We start from the raw sequence: 24,797 nt of genomic DNA, 5'->3' as shown, positions 1-24,797 counted from the left end.
ATGGAAGAAGGATACCGGCGCAAGCGCACCGGTATCCTTCGATGGAGCGTTACTTTTTGACAGATGCGTTCCAGAAATACGGCCACGGAGCCGGATCGACACCTTCGAGCTTGGTCGATTTCGCCGAGACGGCATTGAAATCGCCGATCTTCATGTAGGGCAACTCGTCATACATGGCCTTCTGGACGTCGGCCCACAGTGCCACGCGCTTCTGCGGATCGACCTCTGAAGTGAAGGCATCGACGACGGTCTTGCGCGCCGGCGTATCCCACCAACCGGGCGAGCTTGGAGACAGCGACCCGATCAGCGCCGGTTCTGGCAGGAAGGGGCTGTGGGTGATGTAGATATCCCAGAGCTTCGGATCGGTGCGGCGCTGTGTCAGCGTTGCCCAGTCGACGACCTGCAGGTCGACGGCAAAGCCGGCTGTCTTCAGATATTCGGCCGCAACCTGCGCCATCTTGTAATGGAATTCGTACTGGCGGCTGGTCAGAATGCGGATCGGCTCGCCATTATAGCCGGCCTTCTTGGCTGCTTCGGCGGCGCCTTCTGGATCGGCGACATTGTAATTGCCTTCGACGCCTGCATTGGTATTCCAGACATACGGCTTGGGATAGATGTCGCCGTCGAGCGTGTAGAAATCCGTGCTGCCGAAGGCGGCGGCGAGCATGTCCTCCATGCTGAGCGCCTGGCGGATTGCTTTGCGAACCTCGACATTCTTGGCAAGGCCTTCCTTCGTGTTGAAGACGAAGACCGGATAGCCGAATGGCTTCAGGATGACCGGCTGCGACGCGCTCGATGCCTTCAGTTTATCGAAGGATTCGACCGGGATCGAGTCGACATAATCATACTGGCCGGAAACGGCGGCCTCGACGCGGGTGTTTGCATCCGGAACCGGTACGAAGCGGATTTCGTCGAGATACTGGTGGCGCGCGCCGCCGTAACCGTCGCTCTCGCCATCGCGCGACTTGTAGCCATCGAAACGGACGAGCTGGATGTACTGGTCCGCCTTGCGCTCCTTTAGCATATAGGGGCCGGTGCCGATGAATTCCTTCATCGGTTCATCCTGCTTTTCAGCAGGGATGATGATGGCGGCGGAGTTGTTGAAGGCGAGCAGCGAGGTCAATGGCGCATAAGGCTGCTTCAGCGCGATCTTGACGGTCGCCGGATCGACGGCGGTGATGGAGTCGATAAAGCCTGCGACCTGTTTGCCACGCGAGGCGATCTTCGTCCAACGGCCCAGCGAGGCGACGACGTCTTCAGACGTCATGTCGGAGTTATCGTGAAACTTGATGCCGGTGCGCAGCTTGATCGTGTAGGTCTTACCGTCGGCGCTGATGTCAGGCAGGCTTTCAGCCAGAAGCGGCGTGACATTCCACTTCTTGTCGAAGGTGTAAAGTGTTTCGAAAATATGCTGCGTGACGATGCCGACGAGGTCGGCAGTCGAGGACATCGGGTCAAGCGTCGGCGGTTCGCCGATCGTTGCGACGTTGATAACACCACCCTTTTCCTGGGCCAGCAAAGTTGTCGGCAATGCGACCAGCGCAGTGCCGAGAAGGAATGCGACAAGTGTCTTCATTTTATGCTCCCGGTTTAATGTTCCACAATTATGTTATGTCGGATTTTATAATAGAATAGCGACGGAAGTGGTCCTGTCAATCGGGAAAGCGGCTCCATCGGCAGAAATGAATAGGCGCACGGGCGGAACCGTAATCGTCGCAATTTCATGCTGTTTCGCAACGGCACAGGCGAGTCCGCCATTGCGTGCGACGCGCTTGATCTGCTCGAGCCGTAGCCCAAGACGATTGAGTTCATGGGAGATTTGTGCGGCCGATCACTGCCACCAACGAGCCCGATCTTGGCGTCGCGCCTCGATCTTATGGAGGCGCAATCTGGAATTAAATGGGCCGCGGGTCGCGCATCCATCTCGCTCTTTAAGCGTTTCGGCATTCACTCAGAGGAAGGTAGGCCATGTCGGACTTAAGTCCGTGTTGGCCAGCGCGCAAAAAAGCTAGAACGCGATTGTGTTGCTTTTTATCGAGGACATTGAGGTGCGCCGAAGGCGGACATCAGTATCCTTCTCTAAAACGGTGCATGGATGGACATTATTCTTGGCGCATCGATTTTCTATAGAGGCGTTGCAAAAATCCAAAGTAACCGCCACTCGCCGAACTGAACAATCAAAGTTCTGAACTTTAAATTCCAGAAAAACGAAATATGTCATCTGCTGGAGAAGTCATGAAGAAAGTGCTTATAGCAGGCGGAGCTGGTTTTCTCGGATCACATTTGTGCGATAGGCTTTTAAATCGCACCGACATCGAAAAGCTGGTTGTTGTTGACAATCTTTGGACTGGCCGTGAGGCGAATATTTCCCACATCCAGGATCCCCGCTTCCATTTTGTGCAATCCGACGTGGAAGAGCTTCAGACTTCGGATAAGTTTGACGAAGTATATCACCTTGCTTCTCCGGCCTCGCCGCCGTGGTACATGAAGGAACCCAAGAGAACCATTTCGGCAAATCTCATTGGAGCCTTCCGTCTTCTGGACCTTCTGAAAAGAGGAGGCCGCTTCTGTTTCACCTCTTCCTCAGAAGTCTATGGCGATCCGCTGGTCTCGCCGCAGCCGGAGTCTTATAAGGGCCAGGTCGATTGCACTGGGCCACGCTCATCCTATGACGAAAGCAAACGCTGCACCGAGTCCTTACTGTTCGAAATGCAGCGCACGCAGGGTCTGGACCTTAAGATCGTTCGGCCCTTCAACGTATATGGACCGAGGACTCGGCCGGACGACGGCCGAGCCGTCTCTAACTTCGTCGCCCAGGCCCTGACCGGCCGCCCCATTACGGTGTTCGGGGATGGCCTGCAGTCCCGAAGTTGGGGTTATGTCGATGACATCATTGATGGCTTTGCACGTTACTTCTGGATGAACGAAACGGATTACAGGGGTCCGCTTAACATCGGGAACGATCGGGAGATCTCAGTCCTGGAAGTGGCGCAGTATGTCTCGCGCCTGATGGGCGGCATTCCGATCGTCTTCGAGCCCTCGCCGCCGCATGACCCGACAAACAGACGGCCAGATCTGACGAATGCGAACTACGTGATGCCCGAATGGTCGTGCGCGATCAGCTATGAAGAAGGCGTTGCAAAGACTCTGGAGTGGTTCAGGCAGGAGATGAAAATTACCGCGACGGAGGCAGCTCAGGCGGGCTCCCACCGGCTGGCCAAGGCAGGACGCTGAACAGTTCCCCGGCATCTGGCGCAGAGTATACTAATGAGTGACGCCATACCGAGTGACATGAAAGACAATGTCTTTCCTGTGCCCATCCGATACCTGGATCTTTCGTCGGATGACGTTGGTCCGAATGCCCCGGCGATCAGCGCCGGGCTCGTCGTCTTCGTCTCCGCAGGCCTTCCCGTCGGTCAGGCCTATATCGAGGGGTCAGAAATCCCGAACGCTCTGGCTGCGCGCGCCGTGTTGCCGGAGACCATCGAACACGTTCGGAATGTGATGCAGGCGCCGATCAGGAACCGCGACGTCAGCCTTCTGATCTGCACCAAGGATCGGCCGGACGAACTGGCTAGATGTCTCGCGTCAATCCCCAAGCAGTCCCTGCCTCCAGTTGAGGTAATCGTCGTCGACAACGCCTCAGCCGGTGATGGTACGCGCCGCGTCGTGGAGGCCGCCGGCGCGACCTACGTACGCGAGAATAGGGTCGGGCTGGACTACGCCCGCAATGCCGCCGTGCGCGCGGCAAAGACCGAGTTCCTGGCGTTCACGGATGACGACGTGGTGCTGCATGAACAGTGGCTGGAGAACCTGATGAAGGCCTTTGACCGGCCCGAGATTGGATGCGTTACCGGCCTTGTCCTTCCCGGAGAGCTTTCCACGCCCGCGCAACTGATATTCGAAACCCATTGGGGATTTGGCAGAGGCTATACGCGTCAGGACTTCGGTCAAGACTTCTATCGCCAGAGCGCATCATACGGGGCGCCTGCCTGGCTGATAGGCGCGGGCGCAAGCCAGGCATTCCGCCGCCAGATATTCGACGATATCGGATTGTTCGACGTGCGGCTGGATATGGGCGCGGCAGGGTGCTCGGGCGATTCCGAACTCTGGAATCGACTTCTCCACCACGGCGGCACCTGTCGCTACGAGCCGACCGCGGTTTCCTGGCATTTCCATCGCAAGGAGATGAAGGGGCTCGCCAAGCAGATCCGCCAATATATGAGCGGCCATGTGGCGGCCCTGCTCGTCCAGTACCAGAACACCGGAAACCGGGGCAATCTGCGGCGCATCCTTGTCGCCCTGCCCCGGTATTATCTTCGAAAGTTGAGGAAACGGCTGCCGAGGGGAGCAACCTCGGACAACTTCTTTCTGAAGGAGGAAATGCTGGGATGCCTGAACGGCGCCTGGTATGTCCTTCGCCGCTGGAAGATGCCGGCATGGTAACCGTATCGAAGCCGGACATATCGTTCCTTATCCCCGCCTATAACGCGGCAGAAACTCTGGCCGACTGCTTGGGCAGCTTGCAAAAACAGTCGGTGTCGAACTGGCAGGCGGTGGTCGTCGATGACGGTTCGAAAGACGATACCTGGGAAGTGCTCGAGGGCTTTGCGCAAGCGGATAGCCGGATCCTGATCCACCGTCAGCCGAATGCCGGCGCATCCGCGGCGCGTAACGTGGCCGCCGGATTTGCAACCGCTCCCCTGCTTTGCATGCTTGATGCGGATGACTGGCTGGACCCTGTTTTCATCCAAAGCATGCTGCCAGTTGCCGCCGATGGCCAGCAACCGATCATTGCCTATTGCAGCCATCGCCGTGTCACGCCTGATGGCCGGATGCTGGGTGTCGAAATACCCCCTGACCTCGCAGGCGACAAGGCAAAGCGGGAATTCTCGTCCTTCTGTGCCCTGGCCATTCATACGGTGGTCTTTCCCAGAGACCTTTTCATCCGGCTGGGCGGCTTGGATGTCGAACTGCAGACTTGCGAGGAATGGGATCTCTGGCTCCGTATGGCTTTTGCGGGAGTTTCGTTCCGGCAGGTCGAAAGGTGCCTTGCCTTTTATCGCATGAAGACCGGCTCTCTCTCTGGTGATCCGCTGAAAATGCTGAGGGATGCAGTCCGTGTCACCAGCAGGGCGCAAGCGCTGCGCTCGAAAGAGGGGCTGTCGCCGGATGGTGAGGACGCCCGATGGACGGCGCCTGCGCTCGGTCAATTGCGAATGCTCGCCTGGGCCGCCTCAGTCAACCTCTGCGCGGGAGACGAACTTGCCGCGCTTGCAGAGCTTCTGCCCGAATTTCCCAACGCTTCCGGTTATGAGAACTTCCTGACTGAAGTGATATTGCATGGATTGCAGATCGGCCTGAAAGTAGCGCGTCCCGCCGATCTCGTCGATTTGCTGGAGCGTTGGAAGCCGGCATTCCTCGATCTCGTACAATTGCTTGAGCGGCACTCCCTGCCCGGAACCGGGCGCCGGGTGGAAGAGCTCGTTGTCTGGTCAATCTCGGCACCCGACATGTCTCGCTCCTTCGCGCTCGGCCATCTGCAGGTGGCTGCCATCGACATCGACAAGCTGACCTGGATCACCAAGGTTAATGGGGCCGATACGCTGCTGCTGCACGTCTTTGCTAGAGGACTATATATCGGATCGCATGTCGGCCCCTTGTGGGGAGATCTCTCGGTTCGCACTCAAGTTCGCCTGATTATCGATGAATTGCAGGCCGAAGATCGGTTGCCCACACCTTTAACGTTCTCCTATGCCCGCTCCTGGACGGCCGGAGCCGTTCGCAATATGGGAGCTTTCGGCAAAATTGTCCGACAGCGCAGCGGGCGACGGCGGCAGATCAAATATCTCTTCAAAAAGCTACATCTGACCGCGCTCGTCGAAACTGCAGCTAGAAGACGAGGGAATAATGACGCATCCTTGCTGGAGACGGAATCCGACTATCAGCAACGGCTTGCCACCCCTGTCGTCGCGAGGACCGACGAGTCCTCTGAAGTGAGAGGCGAACAAACGGCCCTGCCTGAGGCAACGACGAAAAAGGAATATTGGGAACGTTTTTTCGAGCGCCCGGATCCCTGGAACTATGTCTCGGTATACGAACAGGTCAAATACGAGCAGACGCTGAGCCTCATTCCGGACGGGGTCGAAAAAGCCCTGGAGCTTGCCTGCGCGGAAGGGCTGTTCACGGCAAAGCTTGCGCAAAAGGTCGGCTTCGTGATGGCTGCGGACATTTCCAGCCGCGCTGTGGAAAGGGCAGCCGAGAGATGCCGCGATCTTCCAAACGTGGAGCTTCGCGTCCTGGATTTCGTCGAAAACGAACTTCCGCCCGAACAGGATCTGATCATCTGTTCTGAGGTCCTCTACTTCATAGACGACGAGGCAAGCCTGGAGCAGGTATGCCGGAAAATCGCGGCCTCCTTGAAACCGGGCGGCTATCTTGTCACGGCCCACGCCCATCTCCGGCGCGACGAGCCCGGCAGAACCGGTTTCGACTGGAACAATCCCTTTGGCATGGGCACGATCAGGAAGGTCCTGTCAACCTTGCCTGATCTCGTTCTGGAAGAAACGATCGAGACGGAGCTTTATGCCATTCATCGGTTCGCAAAGCGCAATGCGGCAATACCGGTCGTGCATATCGAGCCCCATGGTGTACCGCTCGATGCGAACGTCGCCAAATACATTATCTGGGGGCCCGCCGGCGTCGATAGCGAGACCGCAAGGACGAATGAGGTCGTCACCTCGGTTCCGGTGCTCATGTATCACAGAATCGCACTCGACGGACCGGCCTCGCTCCATCGCTTTCGGGTCGCACCGGAAGCCTTCCGTAAACAGATGCAGTTCCTCCGGCGGCAGGGCTATTATGCGCTGACGGCCGAGAGCCTGACCAACCTGTTGCGTGAGGGCAAGCCCATCCAGGGGCGACCCGTCGTTCTGACCTTTGACGATGCCTATCTCGATTTTCTCACCGATGCCTTCCCGATCCTGGCTGAAAGCGGGTTCAGCGCAGACGTCTTCGTGGTAACGGATAAGGTGGGCGGCAGGTCGGATTGGGATGCCGGTTACGGGGATACGGCACCGCTGATGTCCTGGGCCGATATCCAGAGCTTGCACCGACAAGGAATCCGCTTCGGGTCCCATCTTGCGTCTCACAGGCCGGCAAGTTCGCTGGACAATGCTACATTGATGGGCGAAGCGGTCCTTTCGCGCGATGCGCTGGAAAGCCGGTTGGGCGAGGCCGTGATGTCCATCGCCCTTCCCTTCGGTTCCACCGATTTCCGCGTTCCTGGCATTCTTGCTCAAGCCGGTTACGAGATCGGCTTTTCAACAAAACCCGCGAGGACGAGCTTCTCGGACCACCCCTTATCCCTGCCACGCCTTGAAGTTCGCGGGGACCGTCCTCTCCAGGCCTTCGCCGAGCTGATGAGCCAACCCGACGCCTTCATTGGATAGCAAACCATGAACGTCGATTCGCTCCCCTTGGTCACGGTTGTTATTCCTGCCTACAACGCTGCGAAAACACTCGCGAATACACTTCGCAGCGTATCGAACCAGACCCATGAATGCCTCGAAATTCTCGTGGTCGACGATGGTTCTGAGGACGGAACTTACGAACTGGCAAACGAATATCGCCTTCAAGATTCACGCATCAGGGTCCTGAGACAAGAAAACGGCGGCGTGGCTCGCGCCCGCAACCTGGCAATCCGCGAAGCGACCGGCAGCTATATTGCCCCGATCGATGCCGATGATCTCTGGCATCCCCGCAAAATCGAATTGCAGCTCCGAGCGCTCGCAAGCCTCCCCGAAGGGCATGGGGTCGCCTACAACTGGTACGCGGCCATCGATGTGAATGACGTGATTTTCGCCCATTCAAAACCTGTGCTGTACAAGGGCGACGTCTTCGAAATCATGGTTCGGGAGAATTTTATCGGTAACGGCAGCACGCCGCTCATGCCGCGTGCGGATGTCCTGGCATGTGGCGGCTACGATCCGTCACTGCGCGATCAGAAGGCGGAGGGATGCGAAGATCAGAAGCTCTATCTGGCGCTGGCCGAAAGGCTGCCTTTCGCCCCGGTCCCTGATTTTCTGACGGGATATCGTTTTACTCAGGGAAACATGTCGAGCAATGCCTGTCGCATGCTGAGATCTCACGCCCTGGTGATGGCAGAGGTCAAAAAACGCCACCCGCATCTTGCCGCCGCCGCCACTACCGCGGAATTCGATACGGCACGGTGGTATTTCCGCAAGGCGCTTTCCAGCAAAGACCATGATCAGGTCAGAAAGCTGGCGCCGATGATGGCTGGGCGCTTCCCTCTGAGGCTCGCCATTCATGGCGCCGGTCTTGTCTGGCGCTCAGTCAAAGGCCGCGGACGACGATTGGCAAATCGATTGTCGGGACGCGTGACCGGAAAGCGGCCTGCCGCGCCGATGCGGGAAGCAATGACAGTCATCGCTTTCCCCGAGAATGGCTCGTCATTCCGTGACCGTTTTGAAGCGGCGGCTGTTGGACAGGCTGGCGTGTTCATGGAACCGCGCGGAGGTGGTGCATGATGACACTGCAAAAATCCGTTTCCGCCAAGCCGACAGGCGCCTTCAATATGATCGTCGCAGCCCGCTTCCGCGAGCTTCTGAAACTCGTGCCGTCGCTTTGGCTCAAGACGTCGGTGATGGTCGTGGTCGGGATCCTGAGCGGTCTGATGGAAATGGTCGGGATCACCTTCCTGGTGAGCCTCGTTTTTGTTCTCGGCCAGCAGGGCTCCTCTTCCAGTGCTGCAATCACCGGACTTCCTGCATTTTTCGGTGGGTTTGAAACCGCGATATCGAAATCGATGCTGGTCACCATCCTGATCTGCGCGATCATCCTCAGGATCGTTCTGGGTTTCGCCAATTCGATCATCGCGAGCACCGTCAGCCATCAAATCAGTGGCAGCATTCGGCATCGTCTTTATTCAAAAATCCTGACGATCCCATTTCAGCGCTTTCAGCATTACGAACGCAGCGACCTCATGAATGTCATCGCGACGGAATCCTATGCGGTCGCTTCGGCTCACGCGAGCCTGGTTCGCCTTGGTATCAATCTCGGGACCATCGTCATCTTCGGTGCCGGAATGCTCGTGATGGCATGGCCGATCGCCGTGCTCGGGCTTATTTTCGGCGTTGTCCATAATCTGACCCTCGGCCTGTTTGCCGACGCCTATCGGCGTACAGGCGCGGCCGCCATTTCGGCAGTGGAGGACCTGACACAACTAACCTGGACCACGCTGCAGACCTTAAAGGCTGTGAAAAGCTTCGGCCTGGAAAAGCGCCACGAAAGCATTTTCGATGCGCTTTCCACGGATGTCGGGAAAACCTGGTCCCATTCCGACCGGATGAGTGCGGCAACCTCGCTTTTGAGCGAGGTGCTGACATTCGGGGTTATCCTGACGATTATCCTGTCTTCGCAATTTCTGCCGGTAGACTTCCGAGCAGCATTGTCGGCGACCATCCTTCTTTACAGGCTTCAACCGTATATCAAGGAGTTTGATTCCCAGATCCTTGGCCTGCATGCCCTGGAGGCACCTCTACAGAACGTGCTGGCGATAATTTCCGAGGCGGACGATGTCAGACAGGTCGCCTGCGGAGAAAAACTCAAACATCTGCAGAAGGAAATCGCTTTCCATGATGTCTCCTTCTCATATGAAGGCAGCAGCGTTCCTGCCGTCAGCCGAGCCAGCTTCTCCATCAGGACAGGAGAGACGACCGCGCTGACCGGGCCAAGCGGCTCCGGCAAGACAACCATCCTCAACATGCTGCTCGATCTCATCCAGCCGAGTGAGGGGCGCATAACCTTCGACGGCAGGGATCTTTCAACCATCGAACGATCGAGCTGGCTGCGACTATTCTCAGTCTCGGGCCAGGACGTCGAATTGATGGAAGGAACGGTCCTCGACAACATCCGGTTCCGCCGCGAAATTACCGAGGAAGATGTCCGCTGGGCTGCAGATGTGGCTTGCGCGACTGAGTTCATCGAGAAACTGCCTTCCGGCTTCGATGAATGGCTGGGCGATGAGGCAATAAGGCTTTCGGGCGGCCAGCGGCAGCGCATCGGCCTGGCACGCGCACTCGCCGGCCGGCCCGAGATACTGCTCCTCGACGAAGCCACCAACGCGCTTGACGAAGCGACCGAGGCGCGGGTGCTTTCCCTTCTGCTTAGGGAATATCAGAGCCGAACACTGATTATCGTCAGCCATAGATCGTCCGTTGCCAGCCTGATGAAGTATCAGATCTGTCTCGTCCCGCCAGCGGTATAAGGAATAATCAATGGATCGAGGAGATGCTTTTTATTCCACCCAGCCTTTCGTTTCGGTGGTCATTCCGGCCTTCAACGCTTCCGCGTATATTGAGCGCACGCTTCGATCCGCTGTACGCCAGACCTATACCGCCCTGGAGATCATTGTTGTCAATGACGGCTCCACGGATGACACGGCCCAACTTGTCGAGCAGATAGCGATGACGGATTCACGCATCCGCCTCCTGTCCACACCAAACCGCGGTGTCGCTGCCGCAAGGAATACTGGAATCGACGCATCATCAGGTCGATTTGTAGCATTCCTCGACGCCGACGATCTCTGGCACCCGACGAAAATCGAGAAGCAGGTCAACGCTCTCAGTCGCTTATCCCCACAATGGGCCGCGGTCTATGTGCTGCATTATATTATCGATCAGCATGACGAGATCATTGGGCTCGGCGGATCCAAAATCGCAAGGGGCTATATCTATGCCCGGCATCTGAATTTCAAATATATAGGTAACGGAAGCGCGCTTCTCGTGCGACGGGACGTTGCGCTTGAGATCGGTGGGTTTGATAGCTCATACGCAGCAGCAGGTATTGGAGGCTGCGAAGACGTCGATTTCGAACTCAGGCTTGCCGCGCGTTATTGCATGGAAGTCGTTCCCGAACGCCTAGTGGGATACAGAAAATATCCCGGCAACATGTCGTCCAATTACACGCGAATGGCTCAAGGTCTTCTGGAAGTAATCAAGCGCTCGATCGCCGCAAATCCGCAGCTTCCGAGATACGCAGCCAGAAGCGCTATCGCGCTTACTCAAAAATACGCATTCCGGCAGTACAGAAAGGCGGGGAATCTGCATCTGTCAATGGTGACCGCTTGGCGGATTTTTCAAAACCCGCGTTTTATGCTCAGTCTCGTAAGGCAAGCCATCCTGCTTGTCATGAAGCAGCGCCATGCTCCCAAGCCAGGAACGGTGCATGACATGTTGAGCAAATCGAAATTCGACGAACAGATCATCCCTTCGCCTGTAGAAGGCCCGGAAGAGACCCTGTCGTCACGACGTCATCTGAGGCGGCTGACTGCGGTGGATGCCATGATGAGTTCAATCCGCGAAAGCGATGAGCGGATAGACCTCCCCAGCGGTGAAATCACCACAAGACCGTGTAATCCCTAATGCCCGTCGGGCGGAACGTCGGCCTTGGGCGTGATGTCCACGATGTTCTTGCGATGGAAGATGAAGAGACCTGCGAGAACAATGATGACGGAGCCGACCAGAATCTGGCTGTCCGGCAATTCGCCGAAGAAAATATAGCCCAGCACGATTGCCCATAAGAGCAGGCTGTATTGCAGTGGTGCAAGCAGGGAGGCTGGGGCAAGCTTCAGCGCACGCGTGATCATCATATGGGCGCTGCCTGCGACGATGCCTAGCGCCAGCATCGCGACGAAGTCGAGGGCGGACATGGAACGCCAGTCGCTCACGCTTAGGATTAGACCGGTGACGAGGGCACCGACCGTCTGCCATGTCACAAGCGTGGCGTCACCTGTTTGTCGCAGCCGACGGCCGAGGATCAGCGTCAGCGCGAAGGAAAGGCTGCCGATCAGGCCGAAGATCGACGGCCAGGATAACATCGCCGTCGAGGGTCTCAGCGCTATCACGACGCCGATAAAGCCTATGATGACGGCGAGCCAGCGGCGCCAGCCGATCGTTTCGCCGAGGAAGAAGTGCGAAAGGGCGGCTACATAGATGGGGCCGGCCATGTAGAAGGTCATGACGTCGGCGAGCGGAAGGTAGGCGACCGCGGCATAGAAAAACGCGACATCCCCTGTCGTCAGGATCACCCGCAGGATCTGCAGGGGCACACGCTCGACCTGAAATAGCGAGCGAGGTCCTTGCCCGGCAATCATCGGCGCAAGGATCAGAAAGGAGCCGAGCGAACGGATCACCAGGACCTGACCGACCGCAAAGCTCGCCACCAGCCATTTGCCCATGGCGTCGTTGAGCGAAAACAGGAAATCGCCGAGAAGCATCAGCAGCACGCCAAGGAGTACCGTATTTCCTGCAGTGCGGCTGACGCGCAAATTCATGATTCGTCCCAATTGGTTAGGCGTTCCACCTGCCATAGAACGTCATCCTGGCGCCGTCGATTGCTGGCAGGCGATTTTCATGACGGATCTCTTATCATTCCGAGGAATTCGATGCCTGTCCGGCGCCGTCAACAGCATCGATCTCCGCGACACAGCCGTTAAAGTGATACTTTAAGAACCGGCGAAACAATCGGTATCAATTGTCGTCGCGATCACATTGAAAAGACTGCACACTTCTCCCCTTCCCCACATGGTCGTCTTGTGGCAATGGTGATATTCAAACTCCATAAAGACATCATGAAAGCGATTTCAGGCACCAATCTCGAGCAGGCTAAGTCACACAACAGACGTGTCGTGATTGAGGCTATCCGTACCAACGGTCCGCTGTCGCGCGCCGCGATCGCCCGTATGACCGCGCTGACGGCGCAGACGGTCTCGAACATCGTCGAGGAATTGCAGCGTTCTCACCTGCTCGTGCCAGCGAAAGCGCAGAAGCTTGCGCGTGGCCAGCCGATCATTCCCTACTCGATCAACCCGCATGGGGCCTATTCGATCGGCCTCGAACTTGGCCGCCAGCGTGCCAGTGGCGTGCTGACCGATCTCTCGGGCGCTGTCTGTGCACGCATCGAGCGTCATGTCGAACATCCCGATCCCGAACAGGCGATGCCTGTCCTCGGTTCTATTGTCGAGGATCTGCAGCAAGCTTTCTCCTTTGATCGCAACAGGCTGCTCGGTGTCGGCATGGCCTTACCCGGCCGCTATGCGGAGGGAGGTGTCACGTCGCTCAGCCCGCAGAACCTGCCCGGTTGGCAGGACTTCCCAGTCGGCTATGAGCTTGAACGGCGCGTCAAGGTGCCGGTTCTTGTCGAGAATGACGCAACGGCGGCGGCCATCGGCGAGCGCCTGCATGGTGTTGCCCGCGGCTTCAGCAGCTTCGTCTATCTTTTTCTTGCCGGTGGCGGCGGCATCGGCGCCGGCATGTTTCTCGATGGGCACCTCTACAAGGGCAGCCGGCAGAATGCCGGCGAGATCGGCCACATCATCGTCGAGCCGCATGGCCGGCTCTGCAGCTGCGGCAAGCGCGGGTGCCTCGACCGCTACGTGTCGCCGACTGTCGCCTATGAATTCATGGGCATTGCGAATGCTGAAGAGCTTTTGCCGGAAGATCTTAACGCCCTGATCGCCAAAGGCGGCGAAGGTCTGGATGCCTGGCTGGATCAGGCAGTTCAGCCGCTGCGGCAAACCGTCGATTTTCTGGAACTGGCCTTTGATCCGCAGACCATCGTGCTTGGGGGCAGCATATCGACATCACTGATGCGGCGGCTCGCCGAGCGGCTGGAGCCGCTGCACATTCCGATCGACCCCAGCCAGAAGCGGACCATTCCTCGCGTCATGATCGGCATGACCGGCAAGGATACGGCAATTCTCGGCGCCGCCGCCCTGCCGATATTTTCCGAAACCAATCCGCGCTTCGACGTTCTGCAAAAGCCGCTCGGCTGAGCTGAGGCTCATTGGTCAGGTCACCGCCACAGCTCCGTTCGAAAGGAAGATGTTTACGCAGTGGTCATCGAAAGTATCGATGACCACCCTATCGGCGCCCTCAGGAGGCAGACGGCCTCGCATCGGCTTGGTGCGGGCGACGGGCCAGAGGTCGCGCAAAGATGACCACGTTCCCGAGAAGCGTCAGCGCCAGGCCGATCAGGCCTAGACCGCTCCAGTGGTAACCCTCGAAAACAGTCGATAGCGACAGAGCGACGATTGGGAACAGGGCGGTGGCATAGGCAGCGCGTGAGGAGCCGATGCGCGACACCAGCATGAGATAGGTGGTGAAGCCGATCACCGATCCGATCGCCGCGAGATAGAGCAGTGCGGCAAGATAGGTGATGTTGGGCGGCGCCACGATCGGCGTTTTCGTCACGGCAATGAGGAAGAGGAGGATGATCGCGCCATAGGTCATGCCCCAGGCATTGGCGGCAAGCGGTGAGATTCCGGCAGCGCTGTTTCGACGCGATGCCATATTGCCCAGCGAGAAGAACAGCGTGCCAAGCGCCGCGAGCCCGATCCCTTTCAACGTACCCATATCGAAATCGACGACAACGTCCTGTCCGAAAAGGAGGAGAAGGCCGGTTGCTCCGAGCGCGGCTGCGAGAAGCGTGCGGCCTGTAATGCGGTCGCCGAAGAAGAGGCGCGCATTGACGGCATTGTAGATCGTTGCGAGCGAGAAGATCACGGAAATTAGCCCGGACGGGATAGAGGCGGCTGCGTTGTAGAAGCATATGAAATTGAGGCTGAACAGGCAGAGCGCTTGCGCAAGAATGAAAGGCTGATCGCGCAAGGCAGGGAGCTTGAGCCGCCGCATGACAGCCAGGATGGTGACGAGGATCACTGCTGCGACCGCAAATCTGTAAAAGACCGAGACCAAGACCGACACGGGGCCGACCTGCATCGCAATGGCGATCCATGTCGTCCCCCATATAAGGACGGTCGCGATGAAGAGAGCGGCATTTGCCATGGAGTGATCCTCGTTTTCCCGACCAATAGGCGAACCGTGAGCAGGCCTCTTGCAGATTCTTGCTATGAAATCGATCTGCCCGGACTTCCGGCTCGCCATGCGGGTCGTCCGCCGGTACTATTCACACGGCATGGTCAGGTGTGGGGAAGAATTGGTGAAATATAATCACCCGTCGGTTTTCAGGTTTTTGTCCGCATCTCCCACTGCGCGGATGTCACAGTCTATGGATTTGGGGTTCGGGCGATCAGCTGCCATCTGGAGCAATGCACACGACAGGATGAGCTATCAGCGGCCGAACGGTCATACGTTCAGTCTCTATCTCAGGGGCGGCGCCGGAACGCGTCGTCTGGATGGCAGCCCTGCAGCGCGTGGCCGTCCGGGAGTCCTGTGCATCATGCCACAGGAGCACTCCTCCGAATGGGAAATCACCGACTTCTCCCAATTCGTCCATCTGTATGTTCCCGACGATCAGATGCGCCGGATGTTTGCGGAGATGTTTGACCGCGATGCTCGGCTTATGGCCCTTCCCGAAGTGACCTTCGCAGATGCACCCGCCTTGGCGCGTACGCTTCTTCAGATGACGAAAGCGATGGTGGCGGGCAGTCATCTGCAGGCTGAAGAAGCGATGACACAGACGATCAACGATTTCTTCGTTGATCCGCGTTATGGAGGGATGCGTCCCTGCGCGATCAGCGGCGGGCTCGCTCCTCATGTGCGGCGCCGGAGTCTGGAGTATATCGAGGCTCATCTCGATGAGGCAATCCGCTTGCAGGATCTGGCGGCGATCGGACAGCTCAGCGCCTTTCATTTTCAGCGGATGTTCCGGGCAAGCTATGGTGTATCCCCGCATGGCTGGGTGGCCCACCGGCGTGTCGAGCGCGCCAAATCGATGTTGTGCGGCACGGACCCAATCGCGCAGATCGCTTCGGCCTGCGGTTTCAGCAGCCAGAGCCAAATGACACGGGCATTTAAGCTGGGCACAGGCGTCACACCCTCCGCCTACCGGCAACGACAGTGAAGTCCCTTCGCTTGACAAGTGTTTGTTCGTTGTGGCGAGACGGCAGCCTTGATCTCCGACGGATAACGCCGGCGCTGGTACTTCCGCTGTTTTCGGCCGGGTACCCATAGCTATCGACGCGGATGCCTGCGCACTTCTTTTTTCCGAAACCAATCCGCGCCTCGACGCCTGCAAAAGCCGCTCGGCTAAACCGAGCGCTCTTCGGCCTTCCAGACCTCACTTCACCGCAATGACGACCTTGCCTTTCGCGCGGCCCGTTTCCACATAATCCAGCGCCTCGTTGGTCTTCTCGAATGGAAAGGCCAGGTCGATGACGGGGCGGATGGCGCCTGCCTCGATCAGCGAGGTGATCTTGCCGAGCTGAGCGCCGTTTGCGGTCATGAAGAGGAAAGAATAGGCGATCCCCCGGCGTTTCGACTTCCGCCTGATACCCGAACTCAAGAGGCGCATGACCTGCCGGAGCGGCCAGCCGGAGCCGTTCTCCCTGGCGAAATCCGGATCGGGCGGACCGGAAATCGAGATCAACCTGCCGCCCGGCTTCAGGACGGCGAGCGATTTCTCCAGCGTGTCCTTGCCCAGGCTGTTCAACACGACATCATAGCCCTTCAGCACCTTTTCGAAGTCGTCCTTCTTGTAATCAACCACCACGTCGGCGCCGAGGCTTTTCACCAGATCGATATTTGCCGTGCTCGTGGTCGTCGCAACATGGGCGCCGAGATGTTTGGCAAGCTGGATGGCAACCGTGCCGACGCCGCCGGATCCCGCATGGATCAGTATCCTCTGTCCCTTCTGTAGTTTGGCACGCTCGACCAGAACCTGCCATGCGGTCAGCGCCACCAGCGGAATCGACGCGGCCTCTTCCATGTTGAGATTGGCGGGCTTCAGTGCGACATCGGCCGCATCGATGGCGATATACTCGGCGAACGTCCCGATGCGATCCTGGCCAGGCCGCGCGTAAACCTCGTCGCCCGGCTTGAACTGCCGGACATTCGCCCCGACCCGGACCACGATGCCCGCGACATCATTGCCGAGCACCAGCGGAAGCCGATAGGGCAGAATGAGCTTGAATTCCCCGTCCCGGATCTTGGCATCCAGCAGGTTCACGCTGACGGCATGGATCTCGACCATCACGTCGTTTTCATGCAGTTGCGGTTCGGGGCTGTCGCCGAGCCTGAGGGCGCCGCCTTTCTTGTAGCGATCGATCAGGAATGCTTTCATTGGACGAACTTTCGTTTCTGTGGTGAGCCGACACAGCGACAAGGAAGGCTCAGTCGGGAAGCTTGTTGAATTTCCTGAGGTTCCTGTCGACGAAGGACTCGGGCAGAAAGCGGCGGATAAAGCGCACCTGTCCCGCGGCTTTTCCGGCCGTGTAGCGTCTCTTTGGCGATGGCGCATTAGCGGCTCGGACGACAATTGCGGCCACCACTTCTGGTGCATCGCCCTTCGAGACGATTTCGCGCATCAGTTTTTCGGCGTCGGCGCGTACCTCATCATAGATGGCAAGCGGCCGGTCCGGCCGCGTGATGTTCTCCTCGAAGGAGGTGCGGGTGACGCCCGGTTCGACGAGCACCACGCGGACGCCTTGCGTGCGCACTTCGTGATCAAGGGATTCCGAATAGCCTTCGATCGCATGCTTGGTTGCTGCGTAGAGCGCGTTGAAGGGTGCCGGGATCAGCCCGAGGATCGAGCTCAGGTTGACGATCCGGCCGCTACGTTGCCGCCGCATCACCGGCAGCACCGCATTCGTCATCCGTATGGTGCCGAAGACGTTGACGTCGAATACGGATTTCGCCTGCGCCGTCGTCGATTCCTCGGCGCCACCAAGCAGGCCGATCCCGGCATTGTTGACGAGAAGATCGATCCGCCCTGCCCGGCTCAGAACCTCGTCAACGACGCCCTGCACGGATTGATCGTCGATGACATCGCAGATCAGCATCGTGATCCCGTCGGCGGTATCGGGCATCGACCTTCGGCTGGTGCCGAACACACGGTAACCGTCGCGCCGCAGCGCTTTCGCCGTCACCAGCCCGATGCCGGAGGACGCCCCGGTGACCAGGGCAATGCCGCGTTCTCTCTTGCTCATCTCTGCCTTCGTTTTGTCATGGAACATCGATGCGCTTTCTGTTACTATTAAATTGATAGCAAGTCACTACTAAAAAGATATCGACATGAAAAAACTTTCGGATCAGCCCTGCCTGATCGCTCGCAGCCTGGCGCTCGTGGGCGATGCGTGGAGCATGCTGATCATGCGCGACGCACATGCCGGGTTGACCCGTTTTGATGATTTTCGAAAAAGCCTCGGCATTGCCCCGACGATGCTGACGGGGCGGCTGTCATCGCTGACGGAGGAAGGGCTGCTGGAAAAACGTCGCTATTCCGAGCGCCCGCCGCGCGACGAATATGTGCTGACAGAGGCCGGCCGCGACTTTTTACCAGTTCTGTTTGCGATCGGCGCATGGGGCCGCAAGCACCGCGGCGGCGGCGAAGTCACCCGCTTCTTCGATGCTGAAACCGGAACCGAGATCGATCCCGTCACCATCGATCGCGCAACCGGCGCTCCTGTTGGAACCCGCCCCATTCGCATTGCCGAACCCGGATGCGCCGCTCCACCGCAGGATCAACAGGACTGACTGCCGGCGCAGGCTTGCTTCGGTGGGTCTGCGACGCTCAAGCTCGCAGCTTGAGAGCAATGTCCGTATCCATTGCCATCACCGTCTCCGGTGATGGCAAAAATAGTCTTCAATCCTAACCTGAGCTTACGACTGCTGCAGCCCGTAGAGCAGCGGCATCAGCCCTGCGAGCGCCCTGAAACGCTCCCACGACTTGGACGACGGTTTCGTCCAGCCCGTTTCGGCAAGCGCGGACAGGCGCGGAAAGACCAGGCGATCGAAGACGGCGCGATCGGTCATTGGTTCGGACCAGATGCAGGCCTGAATGCCGCGAAGCTTCTGCTTCTGGGTTTCCGTCCAGCCGCCGACCGGGTCGAACGTATAGATCTTCTCGGCATCCGACGTGCCGGCCCAGCTGGCGCCCGGTTCATCCCAGTCGGGCCGCAGCGCCATGTCGAGATAATAGACCTGCCCCGGGCAGACGACGATCTCATAGCCACGATTGGCAAGTTCGGCCGCGACTTCGACATTGCGCCAGCTGCAAAGATAGCTCTTCGATTTGTCGATGACGTCGCCATGCGCCGCTTCTTCCCAGCCGCCGGTAATGCAGCCCTTGGAGGCGAGGAAGCTCTGAATGCGCTTCAGGAACTCTGCCTGCAGGAAGGCCGCACCCGAACCATGGATATCATCAGCGCCATGCGTATTGGTGATGACGTTCAGGCGCTTGGCATGCGCATCGGCAACCTCATCACCGGCGAGGGAACGCAGCTCCAAGAGCGCCTCCGGCGAGCCCGACCATGCGCCGAGCGGCACTTCGTCGGCGCCGATGTGGATGGTCTTGAAGGGGAAAAGATCGATGAGTTCCGAAAAGATCGTTTCGATGACCTCATAGGTCTTTTCTCGGGCGGGATTGATGCAATTGTCCGGGAAGCCCTGAACCGAATAGTAGCTGCCGGCCTCTTGCGGATCGCGCAGTTCCGGTACGGCCTGCAGCATGGCGTAGCAATGGCCTGGTATGTCGATCTCCGGCACGATTTCGATGCCGAACCCTTGTGCGTAGGCGACAATCTCGCGAATGGCAGCCTTGGTATAGTAGCCGCCGGTGCGGGCCGGGCTGGAGCCGAGCAGCGGCGGCAGGGCAAGACCGTGACCGCGCCACGCACCGATTTCGGTCAGTGCCGGATAGGCATCGATCTCGACGCGCCAGGCTTCGTCATCGGAGAGGTGCCAATGGAAACGGTTGAGCTTGTTCCAAGCTAGCACCGCCATCAGCTTCTTGATTTCTGCCTCGCTATAGAACTGGCGGGCAACATCGAGATGCAGCCCGCGCCAGCCCATCGACGGCTCATCCACAATCTCGCCCGAGGCGGGGAACTGGAAGGTTCTCGGATGCAGGCGCGCACCGCGCCAGATCTGCCCGAGCGTCACAAGGCCGTAGAGAAAACCGGCGCGACTGCTCGCCTCGATGGTGATCGCCTCGCCTTCGAAGCTCAGCCGATAGGCTTCGGGGCCGAAACCGGCAGTCTTCTTCAAGCTGACGCTTGAAGCGCCTTCCGCGGCAGTGCGGATGATGCCCTCGACAGCGAAGAGATGGTCGACCAGCGCCTTGAAGCTGTCGGCAGCCGCTTTTGCGTCCGGATCGTCGGCCTGCAGCGAAAACCCGGCCGGCAAGGGCTGGCGCGAGCCGACGGCGACGTGGTTCGGCCAGGGAATGATTGAAACCTGAACGGGCACAGTGGCAGGTACCGGAAAGATCTCCGCGCCACGCTTCAATGGTGCATTGCTGGCGGAAGACCGCGTCGGCTCGAGCCCAAGCGAAACTGTGCTGCCGTCGGCAAAGGCCAGATAGGCGCTCGTTGCACCATCCGTCCAATGACGGAACTGCCAGCTCAATGCATGGACGGAAATCGTCCAGGTCTCGCCCCTATCGAGAACGAAGCCTTCCGGAGGATGAAATTCGGTGAAATTTGACAGCCTTTTTGAAACCGTCGCACCCTCGACGCGACCGGCGGGATCGACCCGCCCGGGGCCGCTGACACAGAGTGAGAAGCCGGATAGCGGCTCGCCATTGAGGTTCTTGAGCTGCAGGACATAGGAAAAATCCTTGCCCTCGGCCGGCGGATTCCAGACTGTTTCGAGCCGCAGGGCCTGAGGTCGCGGTGTGGACATGATCGTTTCTTTCTATTCGTATTGTCGAAATCAGGACTTCAGCATGCCGGCATAGATGCCGGGAGCGGAATCGGGGATCGCAGTTGCGCCGACGGCTTTTTCGTAGAAGGCGGATGGGCCGACATCCCCGATGATCGCGTAGCCATAGCCCATGGTTTTCAGGTCATTGAGGCTGGCAAAGAGCAGCGCCCTGCCGATGCCAAGCCCGCGCAGGCTCTCGTCGACACCGGTCGGTCCAAAGAAGTCGGGTGCGGTTGCCTCGTGGCAGGAAAAGCCGACGAGCTTGCCTTCGCGCGTGGCGATGAAGCAGGTCGGCGGCTGGCGCGTCATCGCAACCGTTGCCTCGCTTGCCCAGGCTTCGCCGAAATGCTCGTCGATCCAGCGGACAATCAGCTTCAGTTCGGGCGGCAGTGCCCGGCGGATGGTGACACCTGCCTTTGCCATGGCGTCCGGTGACTTTGTGTCCTGCGGAAGGGTCGACAGGTTGACGAGATAATCCATGAAAGACGTCCTGTTAGCTCTGCGCGCCGAGCGCGCGCATGAAATGATTGGGACCGATTTGCTCGATCACGGTGGATTCCGGGCGGCTGAGTGACCGGACGCGCTCTGCCTGTTCAAGGAAGCGCGCGCTGCCGCCGGTTACGAAGGGCCGTCCGCCGTCAGGCACTGCGGAGAGCAGCAGCTGGGTATAGGGATGACGCGGACTGGAGAGCACCGTTTCGGTGTCGCCCCATTCGACCATTTGACCGGCAAACATCACGACAATTTCCTCGGCCACGTGGGCCGCCGTCGCGATATCATGGGTGATATAGAGCATCGCCAGCTCGTTCTCCTGCTTCACCCGGGCGAGCAGATCGAGAATATCCTTGCGGATGGAAACATCGAGCATCGAGGTCGGCTCGTCGGCGACAAGCACGCTCGGCGACACCGCAAGCGCCCGGGCAATGTTGACGCGCTGCCGCTGGCCGCCCGACAGCTCATGCGGAAACTTCTGTTTCGACACGGCCGGGTCTAGGCCGACGCTTTCCAGCAATCCCGTAATGCCATTCTCAAGGGCGGTCCGCGACGTGTTCTGGCTGTGAAGCTGCAGCGGCCGGGAAAGATGATGGCTGACGGTGAAGGCGGGGTTGAGCGACGAGAACGGATCCTGAAAGACCATCTGCACGTCCCTGCGATAAAGACGCTCGTCTTTTGCCGTCCCCTGAGCGGTCAGATCCTGCCCGTGAAAGAACAGCTTGCCGCCGGTCGGCCGGTCGAGACGCGCGATGATGCGGGCGCAGGTCGTCTTGCCGCAGCCGGATTCGCCAACAAGTGCCAGCGCACGGCCGGGAAAGAGCGAGAAGGAGACGCCCTTCAGCGCATGTACCGGGCCGAACTGGCGCCTGATCTCCTCAAGCCGTATGACGGCTCCGGCCGGGGACAGGTGTGCCTCGGACTTCATGCCAATGCTCCTGAAAGATGGGGCTTGCTCGGAAGCTGGGGAATGGCGTTCCAGAGCTTGCGCGTATAGTCGTGCAGCGGCGCCTGGCTGACCTGCCTGACATCGCCGACTTCGACCAGTTCGCCCTTCAGCATGATGCCGATACGCTGGCAAAGCTGCGCCATCAGATGCAGGTCGTGGGTGATGAACAGTATCGAGAAACCGTAAGTCCGCTGCAGATCGACGACCTGTTCGAGGATCTCGCGCTGCACGACGACATCGAGTGCCGTCGTCGGCTCGTCCATGATGATGAGCTCCGGCCGCAGCGCCAGGCAGATGGCAATGACGATGCGCTGGCGCATGCCGCCGGAAAACTGGTGCGGATAGTCGCTGATGCGCTGCGGCGGTATGCCGACGAGCCGGAACATCTCCTCGCCGCGCGCCCGTGACTCCTGGCGCGAGCAGCCGGTGTGCCGGTAGAGCACATCGTGGAACTGTGCCTCAACGCGCATCAAAGGATTGAGTGAGTTCATGGCGCTCTGAAAGACCATGCCGATGCGCTTCCAGCGGATCCTCTGCAGCTCCCGCTCCGGCATTTTGAGAAGATCCCGCCCGTCCATCCGGATGCTGCCGCCGCTGATCCAGGCCGGAGCCTTGGAAAGCCGCGTGATGGCATAGGCGATGGTGCTCTTGCCGCAACCGGATTCACCCGCCAGCCCGAAGATCTCGCCTCGACCGATACTGAACGACACGTCCTTGACGGCGCGGAACTCGCCCTTGTCGAGCAGGTAGTCGACGTTGAGCTTTTCGATTTCCAGCAGATTGTCGCTCATCGGCCGGCCTCCAGTTGACGGTTGCGGGCACGGGTCAGGCGGAACCAGCGCGACAGCGCCGGCCCGGAGCGAAGCTGCGGATTGGCGATCTCGTCGAAGGTGAAATTGAGCAGTGCGAGGCCAAGGCCCGTCACGGCAATGCCGACCGCCGGGACACCGACATCCCACCAGGCGCCGACCATGATCGCCGAAGCGTTCTGGGCATTATAGAGCATGGTGCCCCAGGACACTTTCAGCGGATCGCCGAAACCGAGATATTCGAGCGTCGTCTGCGCGACGATCGCATAGATGATGCTGCCGACAAGGTTGATACCGATCAGCGGTGTGAGGTTCGGCAGGATCTCCACGAAGATGATCCGCCAGGCGGGCTCGCCGATCATTTTCGATGCGGTGACGAAATCGCGATTGCGCAGCGCCATCGTCTGCGACCGTGTCATGCGGGCACCCCATGGCCACGAGGTCAGGGCGATGATCGTCATGATCGTCATCGGCCCGACCGTGCCGGCAAAAGAAGCAAGCAGGATCAAGAGCGGCATGTTCGGAACAACGAGTACCGCGTTCGTTGCGAGATCAAGGGCGGCATCCGTCTTGCCGCCGACATAGCCGGCGACGAGGCCGATGGCGGTGCCGATCACGGTGATCGCAATGCCCGTCGCAAAACCGACGGTGAGCGAACTGCGCGCACCCCAGACGAACTGGCGATAGACGTCGCGCCCCATCTTCGTCGTGCCGAGCACATGCTCGATGGACGGAGGCTGGTGAGAGCGGCCGACACGGGCGCCGGGTTCGCCGGGCGCAATGATCGGTGCAGATAGCGCCATGAGCCAGAGAGCGACTACAATGATGAGGCCGGCGACGGCCTTCTTCTGGCGAAGGATGGATCTCAGCGTGAAGCCCATTACACAGCATCCCGCAGTCGGGGGTCGATAAACCCGTAAATGATGTCGACGAGGAAGTTGGCCCCGAGCGTTGCGAGCGTCATCAGAAGCAGCTGCCCCTGGATGACCGGATAATCGCGGGCAATGCTCGCCGTATAGAGCGTCAGGCCGAGCCCCGGATAATTGAAGACGATCTCGGTCACGATCGAACCGCCGAAAACAGCGCCAAGCATGAGGGCAAGGTTTGTCAGGACAGGAAGCATGGCGTTGCGCGCGCCATAGCCGAACATCACGTTAAGATGACTGAGACCCTTGGCGCGGGCCATCGTTACATAGTCCTCGCCGAGGATCGAGATCATCGACGAACGCATGGTCGTCTGGAATTCACCGATCAGGAAAGGCGACAGCGTCAGTACCGGCAGGATGGCATGCATGAAGACGCTGCCGGCAAAGGTGAAGTTGAACGCAGGATCGAGATTCGGGTCATAGGCGTAACCGACCGGAAACCAGCGCAGCGAGACGCCGAAGACGAAAAGCGTCGTCAGCGCGATGATGACAGGCGGCACCGAGATCATGATGACCGATAGCGGCGAGACGATCGTGTCGAAGCGGCCACCGCGGCGCCATGCCGAGACCGCGCCAAGCACGACGCCGATGCAGAGCGAAAAGATGATGGCGGTCACGACGAGGAAAATGGTCCAGATCGTCGAGCGGGCGAGAACCTGAACGACGGTCTGAGGATAATATTTGACCGAGACGCCGAGATCGAAACTCGCAAGCCCCTTCAGATAATCGACGAACTGCAGAAGCATCGGCTGATCGACGGCACCGAAGCGAACCTTGATCGCCTCAACCGCTGCGGGTGTGGCCCGCGGGCCGAGCTGGGCGACCATCGCATCGACGGGTGTCCCCGGCATGAGCCGGGGAAGAATGAAATTCATCACGATGGCGAACGCCAGGGCGACCGCATAGACGCCGAGGCGCCGTCCGGAAACACGCATAT

At 59.1% G+C, this 24,797-nt stretch carries 20 protein-coding genes; 9 read left to right on the top strand and 11 right to left on the bottom strand.

What is annotated here, in order from left to right:
* Positions 1-49 precede the first annotated feature (49 nt).
* On the bottom strand, positions 50-1,576 hold the full coding sequence (locus AB8B33_RS28590) for an ABC transporter substrate-binding protein (protein ID WP_439017956.1): 1,527 nt from the start codon (positions 1,574-1,576) through the stop codon (positions 50-52).
* Between the two features lie 659 nt (positions 1,577-2,235).
* On the opposite strand from AB8B33_RS28590, the gene AB8B33_RS28585 reads away from it, so the two are divergent.
* The 6 genes from AB8B33_RS28585 to AB8B33_RS28560 are packed head-to-tail and all read left to right on the top strand — an operon-like array spanning position 2,236 to position 11,444.
* Positions 2,236-3,234, top strand: a complete 999-nt coding sequence (locus AB8B33_RS28585) for an NAD-dependent epimerase/dehydratase family protein (RefSeq protein WP_439017955.1) — start codon at positions 2,236-2,238, stop codon at positions 3,232-3,234.
* Between the two features lie 33 nt (positions 3,235-3,267).
* Positions 3,268-4,446 (top strand): glycosyltransferase family 2 protein, encoded by a 1,179-nt coding sequence (locus AB8B33_RS28580; RefSeq protein ID WP_439017954.1) that lies wholly within the window; start codon positions 3,268-3,270, stop codon positions 4,444-4,446.
* A complete protein-coding gene (locus AB8B33_RS28575) occupies positions 4,440-7,451 on the top strand; it encodes a glycosyltransferase (RefSeq protein ID WP_439018871.1) in 3,012 nt (1,003 codons plus the stop codon). Before AB8B33_RS28580 ends, AB8B33_RS28575 begins: the two co-directional genes overlap by 7 nt.
* Before the next feature lie 6 nt (positions 7,452-7,457).
* Positions 7,458-8,549 carry a glycosyltransferase family 2 protein gene (locus AB8B33_RS28570; RefSeq protein ID WP_439017953.1) on the top strand — a complete coding sequence of 364 codons (1,092 nt, stop codon included), beginning with the start codon at positions 7,458-7,460 and terminating at the stop codon, positions 8,547-8,549.
* Positions 8,546-10,288, top strand: a complete 1,743-nt coding sequence (locus AB8B33_RS28565) for an ABC transporter ATP-binding protein (protein ID WP_439017952.1) — start codon at positions 8,546-8,548, stop codon at positions 10,286-10,288. Before AB8B33_RS28570 ends, AB8B33_RS28565 begins: the two co-directional genes overlap by 4 nt.
* Positions 10,289-10,298: 10 nt before the next feature.
* Positions 10,299-11,444, top strand: a complete 1,146-nt coding sequence (locus tag AB8B33_RS28560; protein WP_439017951.1) for a glycosyltransferase family 2 protein — start codon at positions 10,299-10,301, stop codon at positions 11,442-11,444.
* Here AB8B33_RS28560 and AB8B33_RS28555 read toward each other — a convergent pair.
* Positions 11,441-12,355 carry a DMT family transporter gene (locus tag AB8B33_RS28555; RefSeq protein WP_439017950.1) on the bottom strand — a complete coding sequence of 305 codons (915 nt, stop codon included), beginning with the start codon at positions 12,353-12,355 and terminating at the stop codon, positions 11,441-11,443. The two genes, AB8B33_RS28560 and AB8B33_RS28555, sit on opposite strands and share 4 nt — an antisense overlap.
* 297 nt (positions 12,356-12,652) lie before the next feature.
* Here AB8B33_RS28555 and AB8B33_RS28550 point away from each other — a divergent pair, with 297 nt between their 5' ends.
* Positions 12,653-13,855, top strand: coding sequence for an ROK family transcriptional regulator (locus AB8B33_RS28550; RefSeq protein WP_439017949.1), 1,203 nt, complete (start codon positions 12,653-12,655; stop codon positions 13,853-13,855).
* A 100-nt stretch (positions 13,856-13,955) separates the two neighbouring features.
* Here AB8B33_RS28550 and AB8B33_RS28545 read toward each other — a convergent pair whose 3' ends face one another.
* Entirely contained in the window at positions 13,956-14,867 is a 912-nt protein-coding gene (locus tag AB8B33_RS28545) for a DMT family transporter (protein WP_439017948.1), read from the bottom strand.
* A 277-nt stretch (positions 14,868-15,144) separates the two neighbouring features.
* Between AB8B33_RS28545 and AB8B33_RS28540 the strand changes: the two genes are divergently transcribed.
* Positions 15,145-15,885 (top strand): helix-turn-helix domain-containing protein, encoded by a 741-nt coding sequence (locus AB8B33_RS28540; RefSeq protein WP_439018870.1) that lies wholly within the window; start codon positions 15,145-15,147, stop codon positions 15,883-15,885.
* A gap of 216 nt (positions 15,886-16,101) precedes the next feature.
* Here the strand turns inward: AB8B33_RS28540 and AB8B33_RS28535 are convergent, their stop codons facing one another.
* Together AB8B33_RS28535 and AB8B33_RS28530 are read right to left on the bottom strand one after the other, a co-directional pair.
* Positions 16,102-17,103, bottom strand: coding sequence for an NADP-dependent oxidoreductase (locus AB8B33_RS28535; protein WP_439017947.1), 1,002 nt, complete (start codon positions 17,101-17,103; stop codon positions 16,102-16,104).
* 49 nt (positions 17,104-17,152) lie between these two features.
* Positions 17,153-17,968, bottom strand: a complete 816-nt coding sequence (locus AB8B33_RS28530; RefSeq protein ID WP_439017946.1) for an oxidoreductase — start codon at positions 17,966-17,968, stop codon at positions 17,153-17,155.
* An 85-nt stretch (positions 17,969-18,053) separates the two neighbouring features.
* On the opposite strand from AB8B33_RS28530, the gene AB8B33_RS28525 reads away from it, so the two are divergent.
* Positions 18,054-18,515 (top strand): winged helix-turn-helix transcriptional regulator, encoded by a 462-nt coding sequence (locus AB8B33_RS28525; protein ID WP_025668273.1) that lies wholly within the window; start codon positions 18,054-18,056, stop codon positions 18,513-18,515.
* Positions 18,516-18,641: 126 nt separating this feature from the next.
* Here the strand turns inward: AB8B33_RS28525 and AB8B33_RS28520 are convergent, their stop codons facing one another.
* The 6 genes from AB8B33_RS28520 to AB8B33_RS28495 are packed head-to-tail and all read right to left on the bottom strand — an operon-like array spanning position 18,642 to position 24,795.
* Positions 18,642-20,663 (bottom strand): beta-N-acetylhexosaminidase, encoded by a 2,022-nt coding sequence (locus tag AB8B33_RS28520; RefSeq protein ID WP_439017945.1) that lies wholly within the window; start codon positions 20,661-20,663, stop codon positions 18,642-18,644.
* A 30-nt stretch (positions 20,664-20,693) separates the two neighbouring features.
* Positions 20,694-21,164: a GNAT family N-acetyltransferase gene (locus tag AB8B33_RS28515; protein WP_007823411.1), complete on the bottom strand. Its 471-nt coding sequence runs from the start codon at positions 21,162-21,164 to the stop codon at positions 20,694-20,696.
* Between the two features lie 13 nt (positions 21,165-21,177).
* On the bottom strand, positions 21,178-22,104 hold the full coding sequence (locus tag AB8B33_RS28510; protein WP_439017944.1) for an ABC transporter ATP-binding protein: 927 nt from the start codon (positions 22,102-22,104) through the stop codon (positions 21,178-21,180).
* Entirely contained in the window at positions 22,101-22,916 is an 816-nt protein-coding gene (locus tag AB8B33_RS28505; protein ID WP_439017943.1) for an ABC transporter ATP-binding protein, read from the bottom strand. The genes AB8B33_RS28510 and AB8B33_RS28505 overlap by 4 nt, the downstream gene beginning before the upstream one ends.
* The gene (locus AB8B33_RS28500; RefSeq protein WP_037096740.1) at positions 22,913-23,815 is read right to left on the bottom strand and encodes an ABC transporter permease; all 903 of its coding nucleotides are present in this window, start codon (positions 23,813-23,815) and stop codon (positions 22,913-22,915) included. Before AB8B33_RS28500 ends, AB8B33_RS28505 begins: the two co-directional genes overlap by 4 nt.
* A complete protein-coding gene (locus AB8B33_RS28495; RefSeq protein ID WP_310390206.1) occupies positions 23,815-24,795 on the bottom strand; it encodes an ABC transporter permease in 981 nt (326 codons plus the stop codon). Before AB8B33_RS28495 ends, AB8B33_RS28500 begins: the two co-directional genes overlap by 1 nt.
* Between the last annotated feature and the right edge of the window lie 2 nt (positions 24,796-24,797).

Origin of the sequence: Rhizobium sp. 768_B6_N1_8, assembly GCF_051811225.1 — a bacterium.
Classification (GTDB): domain Bacteria; phylum Pseudomonadota; class Alphaproteobacteria; order Rhizobiales; family Rhizobiaceae; genus Rhizobium.
The sequence above is the reverse complement of the archived record's forward strand: the minus strand, read 5'-3'. Positions and strand labels throughout refer to the sequence as shown.

Coding starts and splice junctions, on each gene's coding strand:
- AB8B33_RS28550 (WP_439017949.1), top strand. CDS start 12,653: ATGAAAGCGATTTCAGGCACCAATCTCGAGCAGGCTAAGTCACACAAC.
- AB8B33_RS28510 (WP_439017944.1), bottom strand. CDS start 22,104: ATGAAGTCCGAGGCACACCTGTCCCCGGCCGGAGCCGTCATACGGCTT.
- AB8B33_RS28520 (WP_439017945.1), bottom strand. CDS start 20,663: ATGTCCACACCGCGACCTCAGGCCCTGCGGCTCGAAACAGTCTGGAAT.
- AB8B33_RS28590 (WP_439017956.1), bottom strand. CDS start 1,576: ATGAAGACACTTGTCGCATTCCTTCTCGGCACTGCGCTGGTCGCATTG.
- AB8B33_RS28535 (WP_439017947.1), bottom strand. CDS start 17,103: ATGAAAGCATTCCTGATCGATCGCTACAAGAAAGGCGGCGCCCTCAGG.
- AB8B33_RS28530 (WP_439017946.1), bottom strand. CDS start 17,968: ATGAGCAAGAGAGAACGCGGCATTGCCCTGGTCACCGGGGCGTCCTCC.
- AB8B33_RS28525 (WP_025668273.1), top strand. CDS start 18,054: ATGAAAAAACTTTCGGATCAGCCCTGCCTGATCGCTCGCAGCCTGGCG.
- AB8B33_RS28495 (WP_310390206.1), bottom strand. CDS start 24,795: ATGCGTGTTTCCGGACGGCGCCTCGGCGTCTATGCGGTCGCCCTGGCG.
- AB8B33_RS28585 (WP_439017955.1), top strand. CDS start 2,236: ATGAAGAAAGTGCTTATAGCAGGCGGAGCTGGTTTTCTCGGATCACAT.
- AB8B33_RS28580 (WP_439017954.1), top strand. CDS start 3,268: ATGAGTGACGCCATACCGAGTGACATGAAAGACAATGTCTTTCCTGTG.
- AB8B33_RS28505 (WP_439017943.1), bottom strand. CDS start 22,916: ATGAGCGACAATCTGCTGGAAATCGAAAAGCTCAACGTCGACTACCTG.
- AB8B33_RS28545 (WP_439017948.1), bottom strand. CDS start 14,867: ATGGCAAATGCCGCTCTCTTCATCGCGACCGTCCTTATATGGGGGACG.
- AB8B33_RS28500 (WP_037096740.1), bottom strand. CDS start 23,815: ATGGGCTTCACGCTGAGATCCATCCTTCGCCAGAAGAAGGCCGTCGCC.
- AB8B33_RS28540 (WP_439018870.1), top strand. CDS start 15,145: ATGAGCTATCAGCGGCCGAACGGTCATACGTTCAGTCTCTATCTCAGG.
- AB8B33_RS28565 (WP_439017952.1), top strand. CDS start 8,546: ATGATGACACTGCAAAAATCCGTTTCCGCCAAGCCGACAGGCGCCTTC.
- AB8B33_RS28560 (WP_439017951.1), top strand. CDS start 10,299: ATGGATCGAGGAGATGCTTTTTATTCCACCCAGCCTTTCGTTTCGGTG.
- AB8B33_RS28555 (WP_439017950.1), bottom strand. CDS start 12,355: ATGAATTTGCGCGTCAGCCGCACTGCAGGAAATACGGTACTCCTTGGC.
- AB8B33_RS28570 (WP_439017953.1), top strand. CDS start 7,458: ATGAACGTCGATTCGCTCCCCTTGGTCACGGTTGTTATTCCTGCCTAC.
- AB8B33_RS28575 (WP_439018871.1), top strand. CDS start 4,440: ATGGTAACCGTATCGAAGCCGGACATATCGTTCCTTATCCCCGCCTAT.
- AB8B33_RS28515 (WP_007823411.1), bottom strand. CDS start 21,164: ATGGATTATCTCGTCAACCTGTCGACCCTTCCGCAGGACACAAAGTCA.